The 23,889-nt window shown below is 74.0% G+C and carries 25 protein-coding genes; 15 read left to right on the forward strand and 10 right to left on the reverse strand.

Features of this window, described 5'->3' with window-relative positions; genetic code table 11:
• Positions 1-510 carry a GbsR/MarR family transcriptional regulator gene (locus NLX85_RS29760; RefSeq protein ID WP_254340708.1) on the reverse strand — a complete coding sequence of 170 codons (510 nt, stop codon included), beginning with the start codon at positions 508-510 and terminating at the stop codon, positions 1-3.
• 96 nt (positions 511-606) lie between these two features.
• Here NLX85_RS29760 and NLX85_RS29765 point away from each other — a divergent pair, with 96 nt between their 5' ends.
• Positions 607-1,509, forward strand: coding sequence for an ABC transporter ATP-binding protein (locus NLX85_RS29765; RefSeq protein WP_254340709.1), 903 nt, complete (start codon positions 607-609; stop codon positions 1,507-1,509).
• Positions 1,506-3,098, forward strand: coding sequence for an ABC transporter permease (locus NLX85_RS29770; RefSeq protein WP_254340710.1), 1,593 nt, complete (start codon positions 1,506-1,508; stop codon positions 3,096-3,098). Before NLX85_RS29765 ends, NLX85_RS29770 begins: the two co-directional genes overlap by 4 nt.
• A gap of 91 nt (positions 3,099-3,189) precedes the next feature.
• On the opposite strand, the gene NLX85_RS29775 is transcribed toward NLX85_RS29770, so the two are convergent.
• Positions 3,190-3,522, reverse strand: a complete 333-nt coding sequence (locus NLX85_RS29775) for an STAS domain-containing protein (protein ID WP_254340711.1) — start codon at positions 3,520-3,522, stop codon at positions 3,190-3,192.
• Positions 3,523-3,672: 150 nt separating this feature from the next.
• On the opposite strand from NLX85_RS29775, the gene hemL reads away from it, so the two are divergent.
• From hemL to ccsB, 6 genes are all read left to right on the forward strand, one after another.
• Positions 3,673-5,010, forward strand: coding sequence for a glutamate-1-semialdehyde 2,1-aminomutase (hemL, locus tag NLX85_RS29780; RefSeq protein ID WP_254340712.1), 1,338 nt, complete (start codon positions 3,673-3,675; stop codon positions 5,008-5,010).
• Between the two features lie 64 nt (positions 5,011-5,074).
• Positions 5,075-5,722: a histidine phosphatase family protein gene (locus NLX85_RS29785; RefSeq protein WP_107075864.1), complete on the forward strand. Its 648-nt coding sequence runs from the start codon at positions 5,075-5,077 to the stop codon at positions 5,720-5,722.
• Positions 5,722-6,294: a TlpA disulfide reductase family protein gene (locus tag NLX85_RS29790; RefSeq protein WP_254340714.1), complete on the forward strand. Its 573-nt coding sequence runs from the start codon at positions 5,722-5,724 to the stop codon at positions 6,292-6,294. The genes NLX85_RS29785 and NLX85_RS29790 overlap by 1 nt, the downstream gene beginning before the upstream one ends.
• Entirely contained in the window at positions 6,294-7,133 is an 840-nt protein-coding gene (locus tag NLX85_RS29795) for a cytochrome c biogenesis CcdA family protein (protein WP_254340716.1), read from the forward strand. The genes NLX85_RS29790 and NLX85_RS29795 overlap by 1 nt, the downstream gene beginning before the upstream one ends.
• A complete protein-coding gene (locus tag NLX85_RS29800; protein WP_254340718.1) occupies positions 7,133-8,755 on the forward strand; it encodes a cytochrome c biogenesis protein ResB in 1,623 nt (540 codons plus the stop codon). The genes NLX85_RS29795 and NLX85_RS29800 overlap by 1 nt, the downstream gene beginning before the upstream one ends.
• A complete protein-coding gene (ccsB, locus tag NLX85_RS29805; protein WP_254340720.1) occupies positions 8,755-9,726 on the forward strand; it encodes a c-type cytochrome biogenesis protein CcsB in 972 nt (323 codons plus the stop codon). The genes NLX85_RS29800 and ccsB overlap by 1 nt, the downstream gene beginning before the upstream one ends.
• Before the next feature lie 48 nt (positions 9,727-9,774).
• Here the strand turns inward: ccsB and NLX85_RS29810 are convergent, their stop codons facing one another.
• Together NLX85_RS29810 and NLX85_RS29815 are read right to left on the reverse strand one after the other, a co-directional pair.
• A complete protein-coding gene (locus NLX85_RS29810) occupies positions 9,775-9,963 on the reverse strand; it encodes a hypothetical protein (RefSeq protein WP_254340721.1) in 189 nt (62 codons plus the stop codon).
• Between the two features lie 53 nt (positions 9,964-10,016).
• Positions 10,017-10,487 (reverse strand): MarR family winged helix-turn-helix transcriptional regulator, encoded by a 471-nt coding sequence (locus NLX85_RS29815; RefSeq protein WP_254340723.1) that lies wholly within the window; start codon positions 10,485-10,487, stop codon positions 10,017-10,019.
• A gap of 64 nt (positions 10,488-10,551) precedes the next feature.
• Between NLX85_RS29815 and NLX85_RS29820 the strand changes: the two genes are divergently transcribed.
• A complete protein-coding gene (locus tag NLX85_RS29820) occupies positions 10,552-11,112 on the forward strand; it encodes a carboxymuconolactone decarboxylase family protein (protein WP_254340725.1) in 561 nt (186 codons plus the stop codon).
• A gap of 9 nt (positions 11,113-11,121) precedes the next feature.
• Here NLX85_RS29820 and NLX85_RS29825 read toward each other — a convergent pair whose 3' ends face one another.
• A complete protein-coding gene (locus NLX85_RS29825) occupies positions 11,122-11,994 on the reverse strand; it encodes an alpha/beta fold hydrolase (RefSeq protein ID WP_254340727.1) in 873 nt (290 codons plus the stop codon).
• A gap of 154 nt (positions 11,995-12,148) precedes the next feature.
• On the opposite strand from NLX85_RS29825, the gene NLX85_RS29830 reads away from it, so the two are divergent.
• Complete coding sequence (locus NLX85_RS29830; protein ID WP_254340729.1) at positions 12,149-13,609, forward strand: menaquinone biosynthesis decarboxylase; 1,461 nt, start codon at positions 12,149-12,151, stop codon at positions 13,607-13,609.
• A complete protein-coding gene (gene mqnP / locus NLX85_RS29835) occupies positions 13,609-14,520 on the forward strand; it encodes a menaquinone biosynthesis prenyltransferase MqnP (protein ID WP_254340731.1) in 912 nt (303 codons plus the stop codon). Before NLX85_RS29830 ends, mqnP begins: the two co-directional genes overlap by 1 nt.
• A 7-nt stretch (positions 14,521-14,527) precedes the next feature.
• Here the strand turns inward: mqnP and NLX85_RS29840 are convergent, their stop codons facing one another.
• On the reverse strand, positions 14,528-15,487 hold the full coding sequence (locus NLX85_RS29840; protein WP_254340733.1) for a terpene synthase family protein: 960 nt from the start codon (positions 15,485-15,487) through the stop codon (positions 14,528-14,530).
• A gap of 139 nt (positions 15,488-15,626) precedes the next feature.
• Here NLX85_RS29840 and NLX85_RS29845 point away from each other — a divergent pair, with 139 nt between their 5' ends.
• Positions 15,627-16,271, forward strand: coding sequence for a UbiX family flavin prenyltransferase (locus tag NLX85_RS29845; protein ID WP_254340741.1), 645 nt, complete (start codon positions 15,627-15,629; stop codon positions 16,269-16,271).
• 60 nt (positions 16,272-16,331) lie between these two features.
• Here the strand turns inward: NLX85_RS29845 and NLX85_RS29850 are convergent, their stop codons facing one another.
• Positions 16,332-16,598, reverse strand: a complete 267-nt coding sequence (locus NLX85_RS29850; protein WP_013473529.1) for a BldC family transcriptional regulator — start codon at positions 16,596-16,598, stop codon at positions 16,332-16,334.
• Between the two features lie 279 nt (positions 16,599-16,877).
• Between NLX85_RS29850 and NLX85_RS29855 the strand changes: the two genes are divergently transcribed.
• From NLX85_RS29855 to NLX85_RS29865, 3 genes are read left to right on the forward strand one after another with little or no spacing between them, the layout of a single operon-like run.
• Positions 16,878-17,336, forward strand: a complete 459-nt coding sequence (locus NLX85_RS29855) for an Lrp/AsnC family transcriptional regulator (protein ID WP_254340743.1) — start codon at positions 16,878-16,880, stop codon at positions 17,334-17,336.
• A 46-nt stretch (positions 17,337-17,382) separates the two neighbouring features.
• On the forward strand, positions 17,383-18,225 hold the full coding sequence (locus tag NLX85_RS29860) for an SDR family oxidoreductase (protein WP_254340745.1): 843 nt from the start codon (positions 17,383-17,385) through the stop codon (positions 18,223-18,225).
• A gap of 10 nt (positions 18,226-18,235) precedes the next feature.
• Positions 18,236-19,327: a PLP-dependent cysteine synthase family protein gene (locus tag NLX85_RS29865; RefSeq protein WP_254340748.1), complete on the forward strand. Its 1,092-nt coding sequence runs from the start codon at positions 18,236-18,238 to the stop codon at positions 19,325-19,327.
• A gap of 4 nt (positions 19,328-19,331) precedes the next feature.
• On the opposite strand, the gene NLX85_RS29870 is transcribed toward NLX85_RS29865, so the two are convergent.
• The 3 genes from NLX85_RS29870 to NLX85_RS29880 form a co-directional block, all read right to left on the reverse strand.
• A complete protein-coding gene (locus tag NLX85_RS29870; RefSeq protein WP_254340920.1) occupies positions 19,332-19,952 on the reverse strand; it encodes a putative glycolipid-binding domain-containing protein in 621 nt (206 codons plus the stop codon).
• Between the two features lie 141 nt (positions 19,953-20,093).
• On the reverse strand, positions 20,094-22,109 hold the full coding sequence (locus NLX85_RS29875) for a DEAD/DEAH box helicase (RefSeq protein WP_254340756.1): 2,016 nt from the start codon (positions 22,107-22,109) through the stop codon (positions 20,094-20,096).
• A gap of 187 nt (positions 22,110-22,296) precedes the next feature.
• A complete protein-coding gene (locus NLX85_RS29880; protein ID WP_254340758.1) occupies positions 22,297-23,790 on the reverse strand; it encodes a hypothetical protein in 1,494 nt (497 codons plus the stop codon).
• Positions 23,791-23,889: the final 99 nt, after the last annotated feature.

A 23,889-nucleotide genomic window follows, 5' to 3' on the forward strand; every position in this document is an offset into this window, starting at 1 on the left:
TCAGGCGTCGGCCCGGTCGCCGTGCCCCGTCTCGGCGCGCCGGGCCCGCCACCGTTCGCCGAGGGCGTCGATCTCCTCCTGTACGAAGAGGAAGAAGTCCCGCATCTCGGCCACCCGCTCGCCCGCCGGGGTGTCCCGCCCGCGCAGCGCGTCCACCCCGCCGTTGGCGATGTCGATGAAGTTCTTGTAGAGGCCGGTCTTGGTGATGGTGGCCTCGTACCAGGGGTTGGCCGGCATCCGGTAGCGGTCCCGTCGGGAGCCCTTGACCGGCTCGCGGACCAGCATGGCGAACTGGGTGAGGTAGCGCACCGCGCCGGACACGGCCGCCGCGCTGACCCCCAGCCGCTCGCCGATCTCGGCGGCGGTCAGCGGCTGGTCCGCGCTCATCACGGTGAACAGCACCCGGCCGGCCATCCGGGGGAAGCCGACGTCCGCGAAGGCCATCGCCATCCGTTCGACGAAGAGGTGGACCTCCTCCTCGTGCGGGGTGGGGCGGTGGTCGTCAGGCATGGGCGGCGGCTCCTCGCGTGAAAATGCCGTGAAGATGATGGTGCCTCGGATCTCAGTATCTTCACAAGTTTGTGAAACGAGCGTAGCTTCCGAAGCATGGAAACCCCAATCGAGGTGTCCGGCCTGGTGAAGACCTTCGGCCGGACCCGAGCCCTCGACGGACTCGACCTGACCGTCCGCACCGGCGAGGTGCACGGCTTCCTGGGCCCCAACGGCTCGGGCAAGTCGACCACCATCCGGGTGCTGCTCGGTCTGCTGCGGGCGGACGCGGGGGCCGTCCGACTGCTCGGCGGCGACCCCTGGCGGGACGCCGTCGCGCTGCACCGCCGGCTCGCGTACGTGCCCGGCGACGTCACCCTCTGGCCCAACCTGAGCGGCGGCGAGGTGATCGACCTGCTCGGCCGGCTGCGCGGCGGGCTGGACCCGAAGCGCCGGGCCGAGCTGCTGGAGTCCTTCGAGCTGGACCCGCGCAAGAAGGGCCGGGCCTACTCCAAGGGCAACCGGCAGAAGGTCGGGCTGGTGGCCGCGCTCGCCTCCGACGTCGAACTGCTCATCCTCGACGAGCCGACCTCCGGGCTCGACCCCCTCATGGAGGAGGTCTTCCAGCACTGGGTACGCCGGGCCAAGCAGGACGGCCGCACCGTGCTGCTCTCCAGCCACATCCTGGCCGAGGTGGAGGCGCTCTGCGACCGGGTGACGATCATCCGGAACGGCCGGGCCGTCGAGTCCGGCACCCTCACCGAGCTGCGCCACCTGCACCGCACCGCCATCGACGCCGAGGTCGCCGCCCCGCTGAACGGGCTGGCCGACCTGCCCGGCGTGCACGACCTGCGGGTGGACGGCAACCGGGTGCGCTTCGACGTCGACTCGGCCGCGCTGGACACCGCCCTGCGGCGCCTCACCGAGCTGGGCGTCCGCAGCCTGGTCAGCACGCCGCCGACGCTGGAGGAGCTCTTCCTGCGGCACTACGAGGCGGTCCCCGAGGAGCTGACCCGATGAGCACGCTCGCTGGCACCCGCCACCTGGCCCGGCTCGTCCTGCGCCGGGACCGCGTCCTGCTGCCGCTCTGGGTGCTGGTCCTCGCCGTGCTGCCCATGACGTACGCGACCAGCTTCTTCGAGCTGTTCCCGACCGACGCCGAGCGGGCCGCGTACGTCACCGGCACCGCCCGCAATCCCTCGATCATCGCGCTGCTCGGCCCGGTCTACGGGGAGAGCGTCGGCGCGCTGACCGCCCAGCGCGGCGGCTTCCTGCTGGTCATCGTGGCGCTGGCCAGCCTGCTCACGGTCATCCGGCACACCCGCGTCGAGGAGGAGGCCGGCCGGCGGGAGCTGCTCGGCGGCGGGGTGCTCGGCCGGCACGCCGGGCTGACCGCCGCGCTGCTCGTCACGTACGCGGCCGACCTGCTGCTCGGCCTGCTCACGGCGGCCGGGCTGGCCTCCACCGGGCTGCCGGCCGCCGGCTCGTACGCGTACGGCCTCGGCACCGCCCTGACCGGCGTGGTCTTCGCCACTCTCGGCGGGCTGGCCGCCCAGCTCACCGAGACCGCGGGCGGGGCACGCGGCATCGGGATCGCCGTGCTCGGCGCCTCGTTCGCGCTGCGGATGGTGGGGGACACCGCCAGCAACGACTGGCCGAGCTGGCTCTCCCCGCTGGGTTGGGCACCCCGGATCCGGCCCTTCGAGGGGGAGCGCTGGTGGGTGCTGGCGCTGCCGCTGGTCGCGTCGGCGCTGCTCGCCGCGGTCGCGTACCCCGTCTCGGTGCGCCGCGACCTGGGCGCCGGGGTGCTGCCGCCCCGGCTCGGGCCGGCCACCGCGGGCCGTGGGCTCGCCGGCCCGTTCGGGCTGGCCTGGCGACTCCACCGGGGGCAGATCCTCTGGTGGTCGGTCGGCTTCGGCCTGCTCGGGCTGATCCTCGGGGGCGCCGCGGAGGCGGCCGGCCGCTCGGTCGAGGGGAACCCGCAGCTGGAGCAGATCATGGCCCGGATCGGTGGGGCCTCCGGCCTGGCCGACGCCTACCTGGGCGCCACGCTCAGCCTGGCCGGGCTGGCCGCGGCCGGCTACGGCATCCAGGCCGCGCTGCGGATGCGCGCCGAGGAGTCCGCCGGGCACGCCGAACCGGTGCTCGCCACCGGCACGCACCGCTCCACCTGGCTGCTGTCGCACGTGGTTTTCGCGCTGGTCGGCCCGGTCGTGGTGCTCGCCGTGACCGGTCTGGCCACCGGCCTGACGTACGGGCTGAGCGTGCAGGACGTGCCCCGGGAGCTGCCCCGGATGGCCGGCGCCGGGCTGGCCCAGGTGCCCGCCACGTGGGTGCTGGCCGGGCTCGCCGTGCTGCTCTACGGCCTGCTGCCCCGGCTCGCCCCGGTGGCCTGGGCGGTGCTGGCGGTCTGCGTGCTGCTCGGCCAGCTCGGTGCGGTGCTCGAACTCGACCAGTGGCTGCTGGACCTGTCCCCGTTCACCCACACCCCCCAGGTCCTGCGTGACACCTGGAGCGCCACGCCCCTGTGGGCCCTGGCCGCGGTGGCCCTGGCCCTGACAGCAACCGGCCTGACGGCCTTCCGCCGCCGCGACGTCCCCGTCACCTGACCCGCCGACGCAGTTGATCAAGAGGTTTGCGTCAGAAATCCGGCCTCGGCCGACGCAAACTTCTTGATCAACGCGGAGGGGGCGGCCCCCGTCAGGGGGCTGTTTCGTTGCGGATCATCAGGGCGCTGCGCAGGCCGGTGATGTCCAGGACGCGGAGGAGGAAGTCGCCGACGTTGCTCAGGACCAGCAGGCTCTGGGCGTGGCTGGCCTTGCGGCTGAGCACCACGAGGGTGCCGAGGCCCTGGGAGTCACAGAAGGTGACCCCGCCCATGTCGAGCACGATGCGCGGCGGAGGCTCGGCCAGCACCTCGTTGACGACTGTCGACAGCTGGGCGGCCGTGAGCATGTCGATCTCACCGGCGAGGCGAAGCACGGCTTCGTCACCCGTCCGGTGTAGCGTGATGGACAGTTCGGCACGATCCACCCGGTCAGCCTATCGCGATGTCGACCAACGGGCCCGTCGAGCGACCCGCCGGTTGGTGAACCGCGCCGAACGGACGAGGCGTGAGCCCGGTAACCCCCGGTGCGGGGTGCCTGCCGATCAGCCGCCCGGCGCTGACACAATGGCGGCATCGTGAGCGACACCTTTTCCGCCGGATCCGGCCGCTACCCGGTCGACGCCCCGGCCTCCGAGGCCCTGTTCGACCGCGCCAAGGCCATCGTGCCCGGCGGGGTCAACTCCCCCGTGCGCGCGTTCCGTGCCGTCGGCGGCACCCCGCGCTTCATGGTCCGGGGGGAGGGTCCCTGGCTCTTCGACGCCGACGGTCGCCGCTACGTCGACCTGGTCTGCTCCTGGGGTCCGCTGATCCTCGGCCATGCCCACCCCGCGGTGGTGGAGGCGCTGCGCGAGGCCGCCGCGCTCGGCACCAGCTTCGGCACGCCGACCCCGGGCGAGGTCGACCTGGCCACGGAGATCGTCGCGCGTACCCCCGTGGAGCAGGTCCGCCTGGTCAACTCGGGCACCGAGGCCACCATGTCGGCGATCCGGCTGGCCCGCGGCTTCACCGGCCGCGCCAAGATCATCAAGTTCTCCGGCTGCTACCACGGCCACTCCGACGCGCTGCTGGCCGCCGCCGGCTCCGGCGTGGCCACCTTCGGCCTGCCCGACTCGCCCGGCGTGACCGGGGCGGCCGCCGGCGACACCATCGTGCTGCCGTACAACGACCTGCGCGCGGTCGAGGAGGCCTTCGCGGCCGAGGGCCCGCACATCGCGGCGATCATCACCGAGGCGGCCGCCGGCAACATGGGCGTGATCGCCCCGCGCGACGACTTCAACCAGCAGCTCGCCCGCATCGCCCACGCGCACGGCGCGCTGCTCATCGTCGACGAGGTCATGACCGGGTTCCGGGTCTCCCGCGCCGGCTGGCACGGCCTCGACCCGTCCGACGCCGACCTGTGGACGTACGGGAAGGTCATGGGCGGTGGGCTGCCCGCCGCGGCGTTCGGCGGGCGCACGGAGATCATGGCGAAGCTCGCCCCGGCCGGCCCGGTCTACCAGGCCGGCACGCTCTCCGGTAACCCCCTGGCCTGCGCCGCCGGCCTGGCCACGCTCCGGCTGGCCGACGACGCGCTCTACCGCCGGCTCGACGAGACGGCCGCCACGGTGGGCAAGCTCGCCACCGAGGCGCTGGCCGCCGCCGGGGTCCCGCACCGCCTCTCGTACGCGGGCAACATGTTCTCGATCTTCTTCACCGACGCCGACGTGGCGGACTACGACAGCGCCCGCACCCAGCAGGTGCCCGCGTTCAAGGCGTTCTTCCACGCCATGCTCGCCGCCGGCGTCTACCTGCCGCCGAGCGCGTTCGAGTCGTGGTTCGTGTCGGCGGCGATCGACGACGCCGCCCTGGAGCAGATCGCCGCGGCCCTGCCCGAGGCGGCGACGGCAGCAGCGGCGGCAGGACACGGGGGCTAGCGGTGAGCGCGAGGAGTGAGCCGGGTCTGCGAGCCCCGCAGTCGCGAACGAAGGGGGCACAGGCGTGAGCGAGACGGTGGTCCACGTGCTGCGGCACGGCGAGGTCTACAACCCGGACGGCATCCTCTACGGCCGGCTGCCCGGCTTCCGCCTCTCCGAGCTGGGCGTCCAGATGGCCAAGGCGGCCGCCCAGGCGCTCGCCGAGCGGACCGTGGTGCACGTGGTGGCCAGCCCCCTCGAACGCGCCCAGCAGACCGCCGAGCCGATCGCCGCGCAGTTCGGCCTCCCGGTCGGGGTGGACGAGCGGCTGATCGAGAGCGCGAACTGGTTCGAGGGCAAGAAGGTCTCGCCGGGCGACGGCTCCTTCCGCGACCCGCGCAACTGGTGGGTGCTGCGCGACCCGGTGACCCCGTCCTGGGGTGAGGCCTACCGGGTGATCGCCGAGCGGATGTTCGCCGCCCTGCACGCCGCCCGGATCGCCGCCGAGGGGCGCGAGGCCGTGCTCGTCTCCCACCAGCTGCCCATCTGGACCCTGCGCCGCTACGTCGAGCGCAAGCGGCTCTGGCACGACCCGCGCAGGCGGCAGTGCGGCCTGGCCAGCCTCACCTCGTTCCACTTCGACGGCGCGAAGATCTCCGGCATCGGCTACTCCGAGCCCGCGGCGCACCTGATCGCGATCTCGCCGACCGCCCGGACGGCCAAGGGCGCCTGATGCGCACCCGGAGGCTCGTCGCCGCCCTGCTCGCCGCCGTCACCGCCGGTACGGCGCTGGTCGGCTGCTCCTCCGGCAACGAGGAGAGCCGCTGCGAGAGCGACGGCGTCACCATCACCTGCGCTCCCGACCAGCGGTCGAAGACCCCGAAGGTGAGCGGTGAGCTGCTCACCGGCGGCAGCTACGACGTCTCCGAAGCCCGTGGCCAGGTGGTCGTGGTCAACTTCTGGGGCTCCTGGTGCGCGCCCTGCCGGGCCGAGGTCGACGACCTGGAGGCCACCTACCAGGCCACCAAGGCGTCCGGGGTGACCTTCCTCGGCATCAACGTGCAGGACAGCAAGGACAAGGCGCTCGCGTTCGAGGAGGGCCGGGTCACCTACCCGAGCCTCTTCGACCCGGCAAGCCGGCAGGCGCTCAACTTCGACATCCCGCCCAACACCACCCCGGCGACCGTCGTCCTGGACCGGGACGGCCGGGTCGCGGTGGTGATCCGCCGGGCCGTCACCCGGGACGAACTGCAACCCGTCGTCGAACGGGTCGCGGCCGAGCAGCCCGTCTCCGGATCGCGCTGATGGGCGAGACGTTCCGCCAGCTCGCCGAGTCCGGCCCGCTGCTGCTGGCCGTCGGGGCCGCGGCGCTCGCCGGGCTGGTCAGCTTCCTCTCCCCGTGCGTCCTGCCGCTGATGCCCGGCTACCTGTCGTACGTCACCGGGCTGGCCGGGGCGGACCTGGAGGGCCGGGCCCGGCCGGCGGCCCCCGCGCCCGTCGCGGGCGAGACGGGCGGCGGTGGCGTGGCGGTCGCGGCGCCCCCGGCGGCCCGGCCGACGGTCGCCGTGAAGGGGCGCGTGCTGGCCGGCACCATGCTCTTCATCGCCGGCTTCACCGCGGTCTTCACCGCCACCGCGATCCTCTTCTCCGGGGTCGGCAAGCTCCTCTTCCAGTACGAGCGCACGCTGGAGATCGTCATCGGCGCGCTCGTGGTGGTGCTCGGCCTCGGCTACCTCGGCGTGATCCCAGGCATGCAGCGGGAGTTCCGCATCCGGCGGCTGCCCGCCGCGGGACTGCTCGGCGCTCCCGTCCTCGGTGCGGTCTTCGCGCTCAGCTGGCTGCCGTGCACCGGGCCGACGCTCGGTGCGGTGCTCGGCATGGCGACCGTCGACGGGCGGACCGACCGGGCCGTGCTGCTCGCCGTGGCGTACTGCCTCGGGCTGGGGGTACCGTTCGTCGTCTTCGGGCTGGGCTTCCACCGCCTGCTCGGGGTGTTCCGCGCCGTCCGGCGCAACAGCCGCTGGGTCACCCGGATCGGCGGCGCGCTGCTGATCCTGATCGGCGTCGCGCTGGTCACCGGCGGCTGGCAGGACTTCGTGATCTGGTTGCAGACGCACGTGGGCGTGGGCGAGGTGAGCATCTGATGACGACCGTGGACGACCGGCCCGCCGCCCCGCCCGTCGGCGCGCCCCGGCGCCGGGTCAACCCGGCGCTGGCCCTGCTGCGCAACTCGTGGCGGCAGCTCACCAGCATGCGTACCGCGCTGATCCTGCTCTTCCTGCTCGCGATCGCCGCCATCCCGGGCTCGGTGCTGCCGCAGCGCGGGGTCAACCCGGAGAAGGTCAACCAGTACTTCGTCGACCACCCCGACCTGGCGCCCCGGCTCGACCAGATCGGCATGTTCGAGGTCTTCGGCTCGGTCTGGTTCTCCGCGATCTACCTGCTGCTGTTCACCTCGCTGGTCGGCTGCATCCTGCCCCGGGCCCGCGACCACGTCCGCGCCCTGCGCATGCGGCCGCCGGCCGCGCCGAAGCGCCTGGAGCGGCTGCCCCAGCACGCGGTACTGGAGTCGCCGGCCGCCGCCGACCCCGAGGCGATCGCCGCGGTGCTGCGCCGGCGCCGCTGGCGGGTCACCGTCCGCGGCAACGAGGTCTCCGCCGAGAAGGGCTACCTCAAGGAGACCGGCAACCTGCTCTTCCACGTGTCGCTTGTCGCCGTCCTGCTCGGGGTCGCGCTCGGCTCCTGGTACGGCTGGCACGGCAACCGGATCCTGGTGTCGGGCGCGGACAACGCCTTCTGCAACACCCGCCAGCAGTACGCCGAGGCGTCGCTCGGCCCGCGGGTGGACAGCGCCGACCTGCCGTCGTTCTGCCTCACGCTGGACCGGTTCGAGGCCGACTACCTGCCCTCCGGGCAGGCCTCCCGCTACTGGGCCACGGTGACCGTGGACCACCTGGACGACGGGTCGACCCGGACCGCCGGCTTCTCGGTGAACTCCCCCCTGCGGCTCGGCTCGGCCAACGTCTACCTGCTCGGCAACGGGTACGCGCCGATCCTGAGGTACACCGACAAGTACGGCCGCACCCAGACCAGCACGGCCCCGTTCCTGCGCACCGGCGACCAGAACGCCACCGAGGAGGGCGTCGCCCTCTTCCCCGACGCGAACGTCGACCCGAAGACCGGGAAGCGGGCCCCCGACCAGCAGGTCGCCTTCGACGGGCTCTACCTGCCCACCGCCCCGGACACCGCGCCGTTCGTCTCGTCCCAGTTCCCCGAGGAGCGGAACCCGGCGGTGGTGCTGGCCGCGTACCGGGGCAACCTGGGGCTGGACGCCGGCATCCCCGGCTCGGTCTACCAGCTCGACAAGCGGCAGCTCGGCAACGGCAAGCTGAAGCAGATCGGCGACCGGAAGCTCGGCCTCGGCGAGAAGTGGAAGCTGGACGACGGCAGCACGCTGGAGTTCGTGGGCACCCAGCCGTACATCACCATCGCGGTCCGGCACGCCCCCGGGCAGACCATGATGCTTGTCGCCTGCGGGACGCTGCTGCTCGGCCTGATGGGCTCGCTCTTCGGCCGGCGGCGCCGGGTCTGGTTCCGGGTGACGCCCCCGGAGGAAGGATCTCCGACGAGCGGTAGTAGCTTGGTGGAGGCCGGTGGGCTGCCGCGCACCGAGCACCCGGGCTTCGCCCCCGAGTTCGCACAGCTCGTCGCCGCGGTCAGCGACGGCGGGCGGGACGACCGGCGGGCGCGAGAAGGAGACGAGTGATGTCCGCACTCTCCGACCAGCTGGTCACGTTCGCGATCCTGGCGTACCTGGTCGCGATGATCAGCCACGCCGTCGAGTACGCCGTGGGCAACGCCCGGAAGGTGCCGGCGGCCGCCCCGGCCCGGGAACTGGTCGGCGCCGGCGTCGGCGGCCCCGGCGGGACGATCGAGGAGCCGGCCACCCCGGCCCCGACGCGGCCCGACCGCTCCGCCGCCCGCGCCGCGCTCGCCGGGCGGATCGCCGCCTGGATCACCGTGCTGGCCGCCGCGCTGCACCTGGGCGCTGTGGTCACCCGCGGCATCGCCGCCGAGCGGATGCCCTGGGGCAACATGTACGAGTTCGTGCTGACGGTCACCTGGATCGGGGCGGCGGCCTGGCTCGCGGTGCTCTGGAAGCAGCCGTCGCTGCGCCGGCTCGGGCTGTTCCTGACCCTGGTCATGGTGCTGCTGCTGGCGTTCGCCGAGCTGAAGCTCTACGTGCAGGTCGTGCCGCTGATGCCGGCCCTCCAGTCGTACTGGTTCATCATCCACGTGTCGACGATCATCTTCGCCTCGGGCATCTTCCTGCTGGGCGTGGTGCCGGCCGTGGCGTACCTGATGCGGTCCGGCTGGGAGCAGGGCAGGCGGAGCTTCCCGTACACCCTGGCCCGGCGGCTGCCGGCGGCGGCCGGCCTGGAGCGGCTGACCTTCACGCTGCACGCCTTCGCCTTCCCGATCTTCACCTTCGCGGTGATCGCCGGTGCGATCTGGGCCGAGGCGGCCTGGGGTCGCGCCTGGGGCTGGGACCCGAAGGAGACCTGGGCGTTCATCTCCTGGGTGGTCTACGCGGGCTACCTGCACGCCCGGGCCACCCCGAGCGTCAGGCGCAACGTGGCCACCTGGATCGCGGTGGTGGGCTTCCTGACCATGCTGATGAACCTGTTCGGGGTCAACTTCTTCTTCACCGGCCTGCACTCCTACGCCGGCGTCTGACCCGCGCGCCGACCGCCGGGGCCACGGGCCTCCGGCGGTCGCGTCGTCTCAGCGGCCGGTCAGCACGCCGTCGACGCGCAGGGTGATCTGGTACGCCACCTCGGGCAGGTCGGCCAGGTCGAGGCGGTCGGCCCGGAGCGCGAACTGTGCGTGCAGCTCACGGGCTACGGCGTCCCGGATCTCGGCCTGCAGCGGGCTGAGCCCGTCCGGATCACCCACCACGTACGCGTCATCCATGCGGACATCGTCGCCGCCAGCCCTGGCGGGCGGTCAAGGCCCGACGACGTTTGTCACGCGCCGAACCAGCCGGGGACGTCGAGCCGGAAGACGTCGGCCGGGACCATCCGGCGCAGGTCGTCCTCGATGCCCGCGACCCGGTCGGCGCCGAGGGTCGCCGCCCACCGGTCGCGCAGCTCGTCGAAGACGATCGCCGACCGGCGCAGCCCGTCGTGGCCCTTCGCCGTCATCCGGACCAGCTTGCGGCGGGCGTCGGCGGGGTCGTCGGCGCGTTCCAGGTAGCCGAGCGCGACCAGGCGGTCGATGGTCTTGCCGGCCGCCTGTTTCGAGACGCCGAGGCGTTGGCCCAGGTCGGAGGCGGTGGTGCCGGCGGGGCCGACGGCCTGGAGCACGAAGCCGTGGGCCGGCCGCAGCTCGGTGTGCCCCTGCCGGGCCAGTTCGGCGTGCAGGTCGTCGATGAGCGTGCGGAAGCCGGCGAGCAGCAGCAGCGGGAGTACGAAGCCCGGGCGGTCAGGCGTTGCCATGTTCGACAACCTCGTTTACTATTTCGTCAACCACGTTGACTATCTTATCCGAGGGGTACCCGTCATGTCCCGTCCGGTCTTCACCGCACACACCCCCGACACCGCGCCCGCCGCCGCCCGTCCCACGATGACAAACATCCACCGCAAGTTCGGTCACCTCCCCGGCGCGGTGGCCCTCATGGCCGAGTCGCCCGAACTGCTCAAGGGCTTCCTCACCGCCAACGCCGTCTTCGAGTCCACCGACCTCGACCCGCTCGCCCGCGAGGTGGTCGTGCTGACCGTGGCCACCCGCAACGAGTGCCACCTCTGCGTGGCCATGCACACGGCGACGCTCACCCGGCAGGGCGCGGCACCCGCGCTGATCGAGGCGCTCCGGGCCGGCGCCGCGCTGCCCGACCCGCGCCTGGAGGCGCTGCGCCGGTTCACCGTCGCCGTGCTCGACCACCGGGGCGCCGTCCCCGACGACGACCTGGACGCCTTCCTGGCCGCCGGCTGGCAGCCCCGGCACGCCCTCGACGTGGTGCTCGGCGTCGGCACGTACACGATCTCGACCTTCGCCAACCGGCTCACCGGCGCCCCGCTCGACCCGCCGCTGGCCGCCTACGCGTGGGAGCCGGCCGCCTGACCGGCGGCCTCAGTTCCGCAGGAACGGCAGCAGCAGGTCCGCCAGCTCGGCCGGCCGCTCCTCGAAGAGCCAGTGGCCACACTCCTCCACCACCTCGCCGGTGACCGTGTCGGCGTACCGGCGGACCTGCTCGGCCACCTGCTCACCGAGGCTCGCCCGGGCGCCGACGGCGAGGACCGGCATCGGCAGCTTCGTCGCCCGGTACGCGGCGTTGTCCGCCACGTCCTGGCCGAACGCCCGGAAGTAGGCGAAGCTCGCCCTGAGGTGGGCCGGGTCCTGGAGGTGCCGGGCGTACTCCGCCGCCTCCTCCGGACCGATGCTGCCCTTGTTGACCATGATCGAGTCGGTGAACCGGTCCACCCAGATCGGTTCCCGGCCGGTGACGAGTTGCTCCGGCAGGCCGTTGGTCAGATTGAAGAAGCCGAAGTTCCACACGGCCGGGCCGGCGGCGGTGAGGGCTGGAATCGTGTAGATGCTCTCGTCGGGGATCGGCGCCTCGGTGAGCGCCAGCCGGGACACCCGGTCGGGATGGGCGGCGGCGTAGGCGTAGGCGACCATCGTGCCGACGTCGTGACCGACCAGGCGGATGTCCTCGGTCAAGCCGAGCCCGGTCAGCAGCCCGTGCAGGTCGGCGGCGACGCTCTTCTTGTCGTAGCCGTCGGTCGGGGCGTCGCTGTCGCCGAAGCCCCGCAGGTCGGGCGCGACCACCTCGAACGACTCGGCCAGCACCGGCAGCAGGTGCCGCCACATGCGCCAGCACTGCGGGTAGCCATGGAGCAGCACCAGGGTGGGCCCGCTGCCCCCGCGGACGTGGTTGATCGTCACGTCACCGACCCGGGTCCGCTGCTCGGTGAACCCTGCCGGGACCCGTCCTTCGCCCATCGACGCCCCCTCTCGTCCGGCGGCTCGACTACCCGGGAAGTGGAGAGCCATGCCGGGCCCCCCGACCGCGCCGGGTGCGCCAGCCCGACGCCGGGGCACACCTCACACCACCCGGCTTGGACGCTGCGAACACCGGTGCGGGAGACTGGCGGGCATGGCGGCTCGTGGCTTCCCGTACACCGATCTCAAGGACTTCCTCGCGGCCCTGGAGGCCGCGGGCGAGCTGCGGCGGGTGGGCGTCCCGGTCGACCCCACGCTGGAGATCAGCGAGGTGGTCACCCGGACCGTCCGCGACGGCGGCCCGGCGCTGCTCTTCGAGCGGCCCACCCGGGGCGAGATGCCGGTGGCGATCAACCTGTTCGGCACCGAGAAGCGGATGGCCATGGCGCTCGGCGTCGAGACGCTCGACGAGATCGGCGAGCGGATCGGCGCGATGATCAAGCCGGAGCTGCCGGTCGGCTGGTCCGGCATCCGCGACGGCCTCGGCAAGGTCATGCAGCTCAAGTCGCTGCCGCCGCGCAAGGTCAAGACCGCGCCCTGCCAGCAGGTGGTCTACCGCGGTGACGACGTCGACCTCAACCGGCTGCCCGGCCTCCAGGTCTGGCCCGGCGACGGCGGGATCTTCCACAACTTCGGGCTGACCCACACCAAGCACCCGGAGACCGGCAAGCGCAACCTCGGCCTCTACCGGCTCCAGCAGCACAGCCGGAACACCCTCGGCATGCACTGGCAGATCCACAAGGACTCCACGGCGCACCACGCCGTCGCCGAGCGGCTCGGCCAGCGGCTCCCGGTGGCCATCGCCATCGGCTGCGACCCGGTCGTCTCGTACGCGGCGACCGCGCCGCTCCCCGGCGACATCGACGAGTACCTGTTCGCCGGCTTCCTGCGCGGCGAGCGGGTCGAGATGGTCGACTGCCTCACCGTGCCGTTGCAGGTTCCCGCGCACGCCCAGGTGGTGCTGGAGGGCTACCTGGAGCCCGGCGAGCGGCTGCCCGAGGGCCCCTTCGGCGACCACACCGGCTTCTACACGCCCGTCGAGCCGTTCCCCGTGCTGCACGTCGAGACGATGACCATGCAGCGCGACCCGGTCTACCACTCGATCATCACCTCGAAGCCGCCGCAGGAGGACCACGGCCTCGGCAAGGCCACCGAGCGGATCTTCCTGCCGCTGCTGAAGTTGATGATCCCGGACATCGTCGACTACGACCTGCCGGCCGCCGGCGTCTTCCACAACTGCGCGATCGTCTCCATCCGCAAGCGCTACCCGAAGCACGCGCAGAAGGTGATGAACGCGATCTGGGGCGCGCACCTCATGTCGCTGACCAAGCTCATCGTGATCGTCGACGAGGACTGCGACGTGCACGACTACAACGAGGTCGCGTTCCGCGCCTTCGGCAACGTCGACTACGCCCGGGACCTGCTGGTCACCGAGGGCCCGGTCGACCACCTGGACCACGCCTCGTACCAGCAGTTCTGGGGTGGCAAGGCGGGCCTCGACGCGACCCGGAAGCTGCCCACCGAGGGCTACACCCGGGGCTGGCCCGAGGAGATGACCATGTCGCCCGAGGTGGTCTCGCTTGTCGACAAGCGCTGGAAGGAGTACGGAATCTGATGGCCGTCACCGAGGCCCCGGCGGAACGCCCGGGACGGGTCAAGTCCTTCCTCAAGCTCGTCGCGATCGAGCACTCGGTCTTCGCGCTGCCGTTCGCGTACCTGTCGGCGCTGACCGCCATGCAGGTCGACGGCGGGCGGGTGCGCTGGCTCGACCTGCTGCTCATCACCGTGGCGATGGTCGGGGCGCGGACGTTCGCCATGGCCGCCAACCGGATCCTCGACCGGCGGATCGACGCGCGGAACCCGCGTACCGCCAACCGGGAACTGGTGACCGGGGCGGTGAGCGTGCGGACGGCCTGGACCGGTGCGGCCGTCGCGCTGGTGGTCTTCCTGGCCGCCGCCGCCCTGCTCAACCCGCTCTGCCTGGTGCTCGCCCCGCTCGCCGTGGTGCCGCTGGTCGTCTACCCCTACGGCAAGCGTTTCACCAACTGGCCGCACGCCATCCTGGCGATCGCGCAGGCGGTCGGCCCGGTCGGCGCGTGGCTGGCCGTCACCGGAACCCTCGCCGGCTCCTGGCCGGCGTGGCTGCTCGGTGCCGCCGTCGGCCTCTGGATCGGCGGCTTCGACCTGATCTACGCCTGCCAGGACTCGGAGATCGACCGGGAGATCGGGGTGCACAGCGTCCCGGCCCGCTACGGCCGGCGTTTCGCGCTGCACGCCTCCACCGTCGCGCACGTGGTGACCTTCGCGCTGTTCATCTGGTTCGGCGCGCTTGTCGGCTTCGGCTGGCTCTGGTGGATCGGGCTGGCGTTCACGGCGGTCGCCTTCGGCTACCAGCACCTCGTGGTCAGCCCGACCGACCTCAGCAAGGTCAACCGGGCGTTCTTCACCGCCAACGGCTTCGTCGGCATCGCGCTGTTCGTCTTCGCCCTGCTGGACCTGGTGGTCCGCCTCGACCTGCGCCCCTGAGCGGGCGTCACCCGGCCACCGGGTAGCGGGCGCTCTCCAGCGTCCAGTCGACCGTGCCGCGGACCGCGTTGGCCAGCCCGTCGAGGTGGGCGGTGACCGACTCGTCCAGCGCCGGGCCGAACGACGGCACCGCGGCGCGCAGCGCCACGAAGCGGGTCATCTCGGCGCGCCAGCGCGTGGCGACCAGGTCCACCGCCGCCGGCACCGGCACGCCCCGCTCGGCGGCCACCGCCAGCACCAGGTTGTGCCCCCCGGCGCCGGCCCGGTCGCGCTCCAGCGAGGCCAGGTCGTTGTACCAGGACAGCAGGTCGTTGGCGAGGTCGGCGAGGCGGCGCAGCGCGGGATGGTGGTAGACCGCGTCGGGCAGCGGCCGCCCGGCCGCGAACTCGATCAAGGGGTACGACACGTACGCCGCCGAGGTGGCCCGGCGCAGCTGCACGTACTCTTCGACGCCCGGTGGCCGCCCGGCGACGGTGGCGACCGCCTCCCGCCAGGCGCCGTCGAGGTGGTCGGCCACGGCGTCGGCGAAACGCAGCCGCCAGCGGGCCGGCATCCGGCGCCGGGGCTCCCGCCACGCCTGGACCAGCAGCCGGCGCAGCGGGCCGGAGAAGCCGGGATGGCGTGCCCGAGGGCCCTCGCGGAGCAGGGTCAGCGCCCCGTCGCGCAGCGCCCGGATCTGCGCCGGGGCCAGCCGGCCCGGCCCCTCACAGGCGTCGTCCACCAGGAAGAACCAGGTGAACAGGGCGGCCAGCGACCGGAGGTCGGGCTCGCTGGCGTCCGGGTAGAGGCGGCCGGCGTAGCGGGCGAAACCGGCCCGGGCCAGCCGCTCCCGCATGGCCGGGTCCAGCGGCAGCCCGAGCCGGTCGAGCTGGCCGACCAGCCATGCCTGCACCGCGTCGGCGTGCGGGGAGAGCCGGGACGGGATCGGGCACTCGGACCGCAACGCCCGCAGCACCGCCGCCGTCATCACCGGTCCTTCCCTGGCCGTGGATAGCCGAGGGGAAGAGTCGCACGTTCCCGGCACGCCCGCCGACCCGGCGGACAAGCGGGACACTCTGCCGGGGGTCGCCGCCCGGCGCTCAGCCCGACCAGGCAGGCTGGACGGTATGCGCGAACCATGGGTGGTCGGCGTCTCCGGGGCCTCCGGCACGCCGTACGCGGCCGCGGTCGTCCGGGGCCTGCTCGACGCCGGCCAGGCGGTGGACCTGATCGTCTCCCGGGCCGCCCGGCTGACCATCCTCGACGAGACCGGGAAGCCGTTCCGCGACGGGCACTGGGCCGAGGACCTGGCCGCCTGGCTGGGCCGCGACCTCGCCGGCGCGGACCTGCGGCACTGGCCGGCCGGTGATCTCGCCGCCGGCCCGAGCAGCGGCTCCTACCGGGTACGCGGCATGGCCGTCGTCCCCGCCAGCACGGCGGCCTGCGCCGGCATCGCCATCGGGCTCTCCAAGGACCTGTTGCAGCGTGCCGCCGAGGTGAACCTCAAGGAGCGCCGGCCCGTGGTGGTGGTCCCCCGGGAGACCCCGGTGACCCGCAGCCACCTGGAGCACCTCATCGCGCTGCACGACGCCGGCGCCGTGGTGCTGCCGGCCAGCCCCGGCTTCTACGGGGCCGGGGCGGCGGCCTCCGCCGAGCAGTTGGTCGACTTCGTGGCCGGAAAGGTGCTGGACGCGCTCGGCGTGCCGCACACGCTGTTCCGCCGCTGGTCCGGTGAGCTGGCCGCCGCCCGGCGGGACGCGGACCGGACCTGAAGGACGCCGGTCGGGACGCGGACCGGCCGGAGGCTGGCCAGCGTCCCGACCGGCGTCGCCTCAGTACATTCCGGCGTTCGCCGGCCCTGGGCCGGTCGAGGCGGTCGGGCCCATGTTGCGCGCCTTGCCCATGTCCTCCGCCTCGTCCAGCATGCCCTCCCCCTCAAGCAGGGCCCGCACCTCGGATTCCCGAAACCGGCGATGCCCGCCTGGAGTCCGGATGCTGCCGATCCGGCCGGCCGCTGCCCACCTGGTCACGGTCTTCGGGTCAACCCGAAACAGTGCGGCGACCTCACCCGGTGTCAGCAGGCGATCTCCAGTGTCCACAGCCCCCTCCTCGCGTCGACGAAGCCCCCGGCTGAACACACTGCCCCCGGCCGGTGCGAGCCCAGAGCCGTCATGAGGGACGTATGGCAATTACAGCACCAGCGACCTGGCGTGTCCGCCAAACGCGAAAAACGCACACAGTGAGAAGTTAATGAGAAGTTAGTAAATGCTACCGGCGCAGAACCCCCGTGACGACACGTTTGTGAATGGCAACGCGACGTCACGTTCAACTGATGCCGGGCGTCGGGCGTTACGCCCGAAAGGATAGGGTCACTCTCCGTGGACGCGATCGACCTGAGCCTCGTGGAGCTGTTGCGGGGCAACGCCCGCCTGTCGTACGCCGAGCTGGCCCGCCAGGTCGGCCTCTCCGCCCCGGCCGTGCACGAACGGGTCGGCAAGCTGGAGTCGGGCGGCGTCATCCGGGCGTACCGGGCCGAGGTGGAGCCGGAGGCGATCGGGCTCGGGGTCACCGCGCTGATCGGCATCGTGGAGGACTCGACCGCGGACACCGACGACGTGCTGGAGGCCTTCCGGCAGATGCCCGAGATCGAGTCCTGCTACTTCATGGCGGGCGTCGAGTCCTTCCTGCTCAAGGCCCGGGTGGGCACCATCGCCGAGCTGGAGCAGTTGATCGTCCGGCTGAACCGCACCCCCGGTGTGGCCTCCACCCGCACCGGCATCGCGCTGTCGACCAAGTGGGAGAACCGCCCCCAGCCGCTCCAGCCCGCCGCCTCCTGAGCGGCGCGCTCTGGTCCCGGCGGGCCCGGGGCGTTACCGTGCGCCGATGACGACTCCAGGGCGGGGCGCGGCCGTGGTGACCGGGGCGGCCGGCGGGCTGGGCCGGGCCATCGCCGCCGCGTTGCACGCCGACGGTTGGCGGGTGCTGCTCACCGACGTGGACGCCGAGGCCGTGGCCACCGCGGCGGCGCCGCTCGGCGGCTGGTCCCGCCCGCTCGACGTCCGCGACGAGACGGCCTGCGCGGCGGTGGCAGACGAGGCGGCCGGGGCGCCGGGCGGTCTCGGGCTCTGGGTCAACAACGCCGGCATCCTGGCCACCGGGCCGTCCTGGACGCACGACGCGGCGACTCGCCGCCGGCTGGTCGAGGTGAACGCGCTGGGCGCCATGAACGGCACCCACGCCGCCCTGACGGTGATGCGGGCCCAGGCCCACGGGCACGTGCTCAACGTCGTCTCGCTCGCCGGGCTGATCGCCGCCCCCGGCGAGACCGTCTACGCGGCCAGCAAGCACGCCCTGCTGGCGTTCAGCCTCGGCACCCTGTCCGACCTGCGGATGGCCGGCGTTCGAGGCGTACACGTGTCGTGTCTGTGCCCGGACGGGATCTGGACGCCGATGCTGCACGACAAGCTCGACGACCCCGGGGCCCTCGCCTCCTTCACCGGGTCGCTGCTGACGCCGGAGCGGGTCGCCGCCCGGGCCGTACGGCTGGCCCGGCGGCCCCGGCCGGTGGTCAGCCTGCCGCGCTGGCGCGGCGCGCAGGTGCGGCTCCTCGACGCCTTTCCCCGGCTCGCCCTGGCCCTCACCCCGGTGGTGCGGGCCGCCGGCCGGGCCGGCCAGCGCCGGCAGGCACGCCGGGCCCGTCCCGACGCGAGCCCACCTCGCTTGTAACGTTGCCGGCGTGACTCATCTCGACCGGTGTGACGAGGCCAGCCGGAGCTGGGTGACCGAGGCGATCGCCACGGTCGAGGCGGACGCCAACCGCTCCGCCGACACCCACCTCCTGCCCTTCCCGCTGCCCCGGGAGTGGGGCATCGACCTCTACCTGAAGGACGAGTCGGTGCACCCCACCGGCTCGCTCAAGCACCGGCTGGCCCGCTCGCTGTTCCTCTACGGGCTCTGCAACGGCTGGATCGGCCCGGACACCACGATCGTCGAGGCGTCGTCCGGGTCGACCGCGGTCTCCGAGGCGTACTTCGCCCGGATGCTCGGGCTGCCGTTCATCGCCGTCATGCCCGCCTCCACCTCGCCCGAGAAGATCGCCCAGATCGAGTTCCAGGGCGGCCGCTGCCACCTGGTGCAGGACCCGGCCAAGGTGGTCATCGAGGCGCGCTGGCTCGCCGAGGACAGCGGCGGGCACTACATGGACCAGTTCACCTACGCGGAGCGGGCCACCGACTGGCGGGGCAACAACAACATCGCCGAGTCGATCTACGCGCAGCTCGCCCTGGAGCGGCACCCCGTGCCGGCCTGGATCGTGGTGGGCGCCGGCACCGGCGGCACCAGCGCCACCATCGGCCGGTACGCCCGCTACCGCCGGCTGCCCACCAAGCTCTGCGTCGTCGACCCGGAGAACTCCGCGTTCTACCCCGCCTGGCTGGCCGGCGACTGGTCCGTCCGCACCGACAAGGGCTCCCGGATCGAGGGGATCGGCCGGCCCTGCGTCGAGGCGTCCTTCCTGCCCAGCGTGGTCGACCGGATGACGCAGGTGCCGGACGCCGCGTCGCTGGCCGCCATGCGGGCCGGCTCGGCGGTGCTCGGCCGCCGCGTCGGCGGCTCCACCGGCACCAACCTCTGGGGCGCGTTCGGGCTGATCGCCGAACTGCTCGCCGCCGGCCGGACCGGCTCGGTGGTCACCCTCATCTGCGACCCGGGCGACCGCTACGCGCACACCTACTACGACGACGAGTGGGTGGCCGGGCAGGGCCTCGACCTCGCCCCGCACCTGGCCACCATCGACCGCTTCCTGGCCACCGGCGCCTGGCCGGCCTGAGCGGTCAGCGCGGGTCGATCCGCTCGGCCAGCCCCGGGTAGCGCACCACGAAGCCCTCCGGGTCCACGTCCAGGTCGGCCGAGAACGAGCCGCTGGCGTAGCGGACCCGGCCCGGGCCGAGCGAGGTGTAGACCTGCTCGGCGGGGAGCACCGCCAGGCTGGGCAGCAGCACCCAGGCGACGTTGACGGTCCGCGCCTGGTCGGCGGCCGCCCGTTTCAGGTCGAGCCGGCGTACCGGCAGGGTGTTGGTCAGCGGTGACCCGCCCAGGTCGACGTCGAGCGCCTCGGCCAACCGGTCCGGGTCGTCGGTGCCCGGCAGCCCGGCCGGCGGATGCCCGGCCGCGCGCAGCGCCGCGTCCAGGTCACCCTCCTCGCCGGTGCGCACCCGCCACCCGTCCCCGGTCCGCTCCAGGCGTACGCTCCGCGACCAGCCCGCGCCCTCCGCGGCGACCTCCAGCCGGCTGGTCGACCAGTCCGCGCCCACGGTCAGCTGGTAGCGGCACGTGTAGGGGATCGGGTCGACGGCCAGCGCCACGCCCTGCGCGACGAGCCCCTGCCGATCGTCGAGCAGGACGTGCTCGGAGCCGGCGGTGTCGGTCCGGGACCAGAAGAGCGACTTCGGCATGGTCGGCATGAACCGGACGTTACGCCACCCGCCGGACACCGGCAGCGGATGCGCGAACGCCGCCGCCGAGCGGTGGCTCGACGGCGGCGTCGGTGCTCGCGGGCCCCGCCTGGTCCGGCGGGGTCCAGTCAGCGGCGTGGGTCAGTGGGTGCGGGCCGGCGGTCGTCCGCCGAAGCCGCGCCGGTCGTCGCGCGGCCGGTCGTCCCGGCCCCGCGCCTCCGGCCGGAAACCGCTCCGGCGCTCGGCCGGACGGAACTCGCCCCGGCCGTCGCGGTCGCCGAAGCGCCGCTCGCCCTGCGGACGGTCCTCGTAACGGCGGCCGTGGTCGCCGTGGCCGCGTGCGCCGTCCCGGTCGCCGTAGCCGCGTCCGCCGGTGGGCCGGTCGCCGTAACGGCGCGAGCCGTCCCGGTCGCCGTAGCCGCCGCCGGCGGGCCGGTCACCGTAGCCGCGGCCCTCGGCGGGCCGGTCGCCGTAGGCGCGTCCGGCGGTGGGCCGGTCGTCCTGCCGCCGGGCGCCGCGGGCGTCCCGGTCGTAGCCGCCGCTGGTGCCGGTCGGCCGGTGCTGGTCGCGCCCCGCCCGGTCGGCGAAGTGGCGGTCGCCCGAGGGTCGGCCGGCACCGCGCTCGTCGCGGTCGCCGAAGCGCCGCTCCGCGAAGGGCCGGTCAGCACGATCGCCGGAGGGCCGGTCACCGCGCCCGTCCCGGTTGAAGCCGCCCCGGTCGGCGTAGCGCCGCTCGCCGAAGCTCCGGTCCTCGCGGTCGAAGCGCCGCTCGCCGGTGGGGCGGTCGTAGCCGCGGCCGCCGGTCGGACGGTCGTCGCGGCGGTCGCCCCGGTCGAAGCTCCGCGGCCGGTCGCCGAAGCGGCGCTCGCCGCGCCCGTCCCGGTCGCCGAAGCGGCGCGGGCCGCCCCGGCGCGGCTCCGGCTCGTCGCGGACCGGCACGCCGCTGGGCTCGCGGGCGCCCGTCAGCTCGGCCAGCTCGGCATCGCCGGCGCGGACGCGGGTCTCGGCAGGCTCGACACCCGCCTTCTCCAGCATGGCCAGCGTGGTCCGGCGCTGCTTCGGCAGCACCAGGGTCGCCACCGCCCCGGACTCCCCGGCCCGCGCGGTACGACCCGCCCGGTGCAGGTAGTCCTTCGGGTCCTTCGGCGGGTCCACGTGCAGCACCAGCGTCACGCCGTCGACGTGGATGCCCCGGGCCGCCACGTCGGTGGCGACCAGCACGTTCATCCGGCCCTCGCGGAACTCGGCCAGGGTCCGGGTGCGCATCCGCTGGGTCTTGCCGCCGTGCAGGCCGCCGGCCCGTACGCCGACGGCCGCGAGCTGCTCGACCAGCCGGTCGACGCCGAGCTGGGTACGCGCGAAGAGCATGGTGCGACCGTCGCGGGCCGCGATGGACGCCGCCACGGCGAACTTGTCGTGCGGCGGGATCAGCAGCAGGTGGTGGTCCATGGTGGACACGGCGGCGGTCGCCGGCGCGGTCGAGTGGGTGACCGGGTCGGTCATGAACCGCTTGACCAGCGAGTCGACGTCGTTGTCCAGAGTGGCCGAGAAGAGCAGCCGCTGGGCGTCCGCCGGCGTCTTCGCCAGCAGCTGGGTGACCTCGGGCAGGAAGCCCATGTCGGCCATCTGGTCGGCCTCGTCCAGCACGGTGATCTCGACGTCGTCGAGTTTGCAGACGCCCCGCTCGATCAGGTCGCCGAGCCGCCCGGGGGTGGCCACGACGATCTCCACGCCGCGGCGCAGCGCGTCGATCTGCCGGTCGTACGGAACGCCGCCGACGGCGGTCTTCAGGAAGATGCCGACCGCCTTGCCGAGCGGCACGAGCGCGTCGTTGACCTGCATGGCCAGCTCGCGGGTGGGCACCAGGACCAGGGCGCGGGGGTGCAGCGGCCGGGCCCGGTTGCGGTCGGCGAGCCGGGCGATCACCGGCAGGCCGAAGGCCAGGGTCTTGCCCGAGCCGGTCTGCCCCCGGCCGAGCACGTCGCGGCCGGCGAGGGCGTCGGGCACGGTGGCCCGCTGGATCTCGAACGGGGTGGTGATGCCCTGCCGGGCGAGCGCCTCGACGAGCTGCCGGGGCAGGCCGAGCGCGGCGAAGTCAGGGGTGTCGATGGTGGGGTCGGCGGACGGGGACGTGCCGGAGGCAGCGATGGTGGTCAAGAAATGCCTTTCGAGCGGGGCGCATCTTCGCGATGGCCCGCCGCGGCTTCGTCACGCCGCCGATTCGCCCGCAAGATCGCCCATGGGCGCGCAACGGGCGCGCCGGGTCAGTGATCTCCACAAGTGTACGGCGGTGCGGCGAACCTGCCACCGCACCGCGAGTGCGTAGTGGGCGGGCTCACCCCGGTCACCGGGTCAGCGCGGTGCCGGTGATCCCGCTGAGCGCGTCGTTGGCCAGGAAGACCACCGCCAGGCTGATCGCCACGAGCAGCGCCAGCGCGACGGCCAGCACGATCACCACCTTCGTGTTGCTGGACCGGGTCGCCGGGGCGTCCTCGGCCCAGCCCTGCGCCAGGATGTGCCCGGTCAGCGAGCCGGAGTTCTCCAGGGGATTGCCCTGTGGGAGGGAGACCGTGGCGAATCCCGGCCCGTCGGTGCCGCCGTACGCGGTGCCGGCCAGGTCGGGACCGGCCGGCGGGTGGTTCACCGGGCGGCTCGGCTGCGCGGGCACCTGACCGGGCTGGCTGGCCCGGTACTCGGTGGGGTCGGTCGACGGCGGCCAGGACGGCAGGGCCGGTGCCGGCACCACGGGCGGCGCGGTGGGCAGCGGCGGAGCGGAGGCCGGCGCGGCGGCCCAGGCCGGGGCGGCCGGTCCCGGCTGGGTGGCGCCCGGGAACGGCGTCGACCCGGGCACGCCGGCCATGGCGGGCGGCGGCGGGAACGGCGGAGCCGGCATCGGGCCGGGCGGCGCCGGAGGCGGGGGCACCGGCGGTCCCGGCGGCGGCGCCGGCGGACCCGGCACCGGGGGGACCGGCCCCGGCGGGGTCGGACCCGGCGGCGGTGCGGGCACCGGCGGCGTGGGCCGGAACGGGGGCTCGGGCGCCGGCACGGGAGGTGCCGGGGAGGGCGGGGTCGGACCGGGCACGGGCGTCGGCGCCGGCTCGGGCTCCGGCACGGGCGGCGTCGGGGGCTGGGCCGGCTCCGGCGGCTGGGCCGGCTCTGGCGGCTCGGGGTTGACGGGGCCCGCCCGGTAGACCTTGGCGCTGCCAGGCGTCCCGGCGAGCGCGGCGGCGACCTCGTCGGCCGAGACGCGGGTCAGGCCGGGCACCGACGCGCTGGCCCGGGCGTGCCCCACGCCGGCCCGCGGCTGCCCGGCCTGGCCGGACGCCGGGGCGGCGTCGGCCGGCGGCTGGCCCGCCGGGGCGGATGCGGCCTCGACCTCCGGCTCTTCCGTGCGGGGCGCGGGCACCGCCGCGGAGCCGGCGGCCCGGGGTGCGGGGGCGACCGGTGCGGTGCCGGCGCCACCGGCGGGGGAGTCCGTGCCGGGTGCCGGTTCGCCCTCGGTCGAGGTGGCGCCGTCGGCCGGCGAGCGCTCGGCCGCGGCGAAGGCGGACCAGGTCGAGGGTGGCGGGACGGAGGCACCCGGCTGGCGCCGGTCCAGCGCCGGGGCGGGCTCCGTCGGGGAGCCACCCGCCCGGTAGGTGTTGCCGGTGGCCGGCGTGCTGGGCCGCTCCCCGTCGGGTGGTGGCGCGGTGGCGCCGGCGACGCTGACCCGGGCCCGGGCCACGGCCACCGGAGCGGTCTGGCCCGGACGCTCCTCGGCGGGGCCGGTCGGCCGGTCGGCGGCGTCGGGGACGGATCCGGGGTGGACCGTCTCCGCCGGAACGTCGTGCTCGCCCATCTCGCCCCTCCGTGCCCACGCTCGCCCCCGACCGTGGCGCCGGTCGGGCGTGCCTGGATCTCACCGTGCCACATTCCGGCCCGGGAGCACAGCCGGAGC

It is taken from the genome of Micromonospora sp. A3M-1-15, assembly GCF_024213425.1.
Taxonomy (GTDB): Bacteria; Actinomycetota; Actinomycetes; order Mycobacteriales; family Micromonosporaceae; genus Micromonospora; species Micromonospora chersina.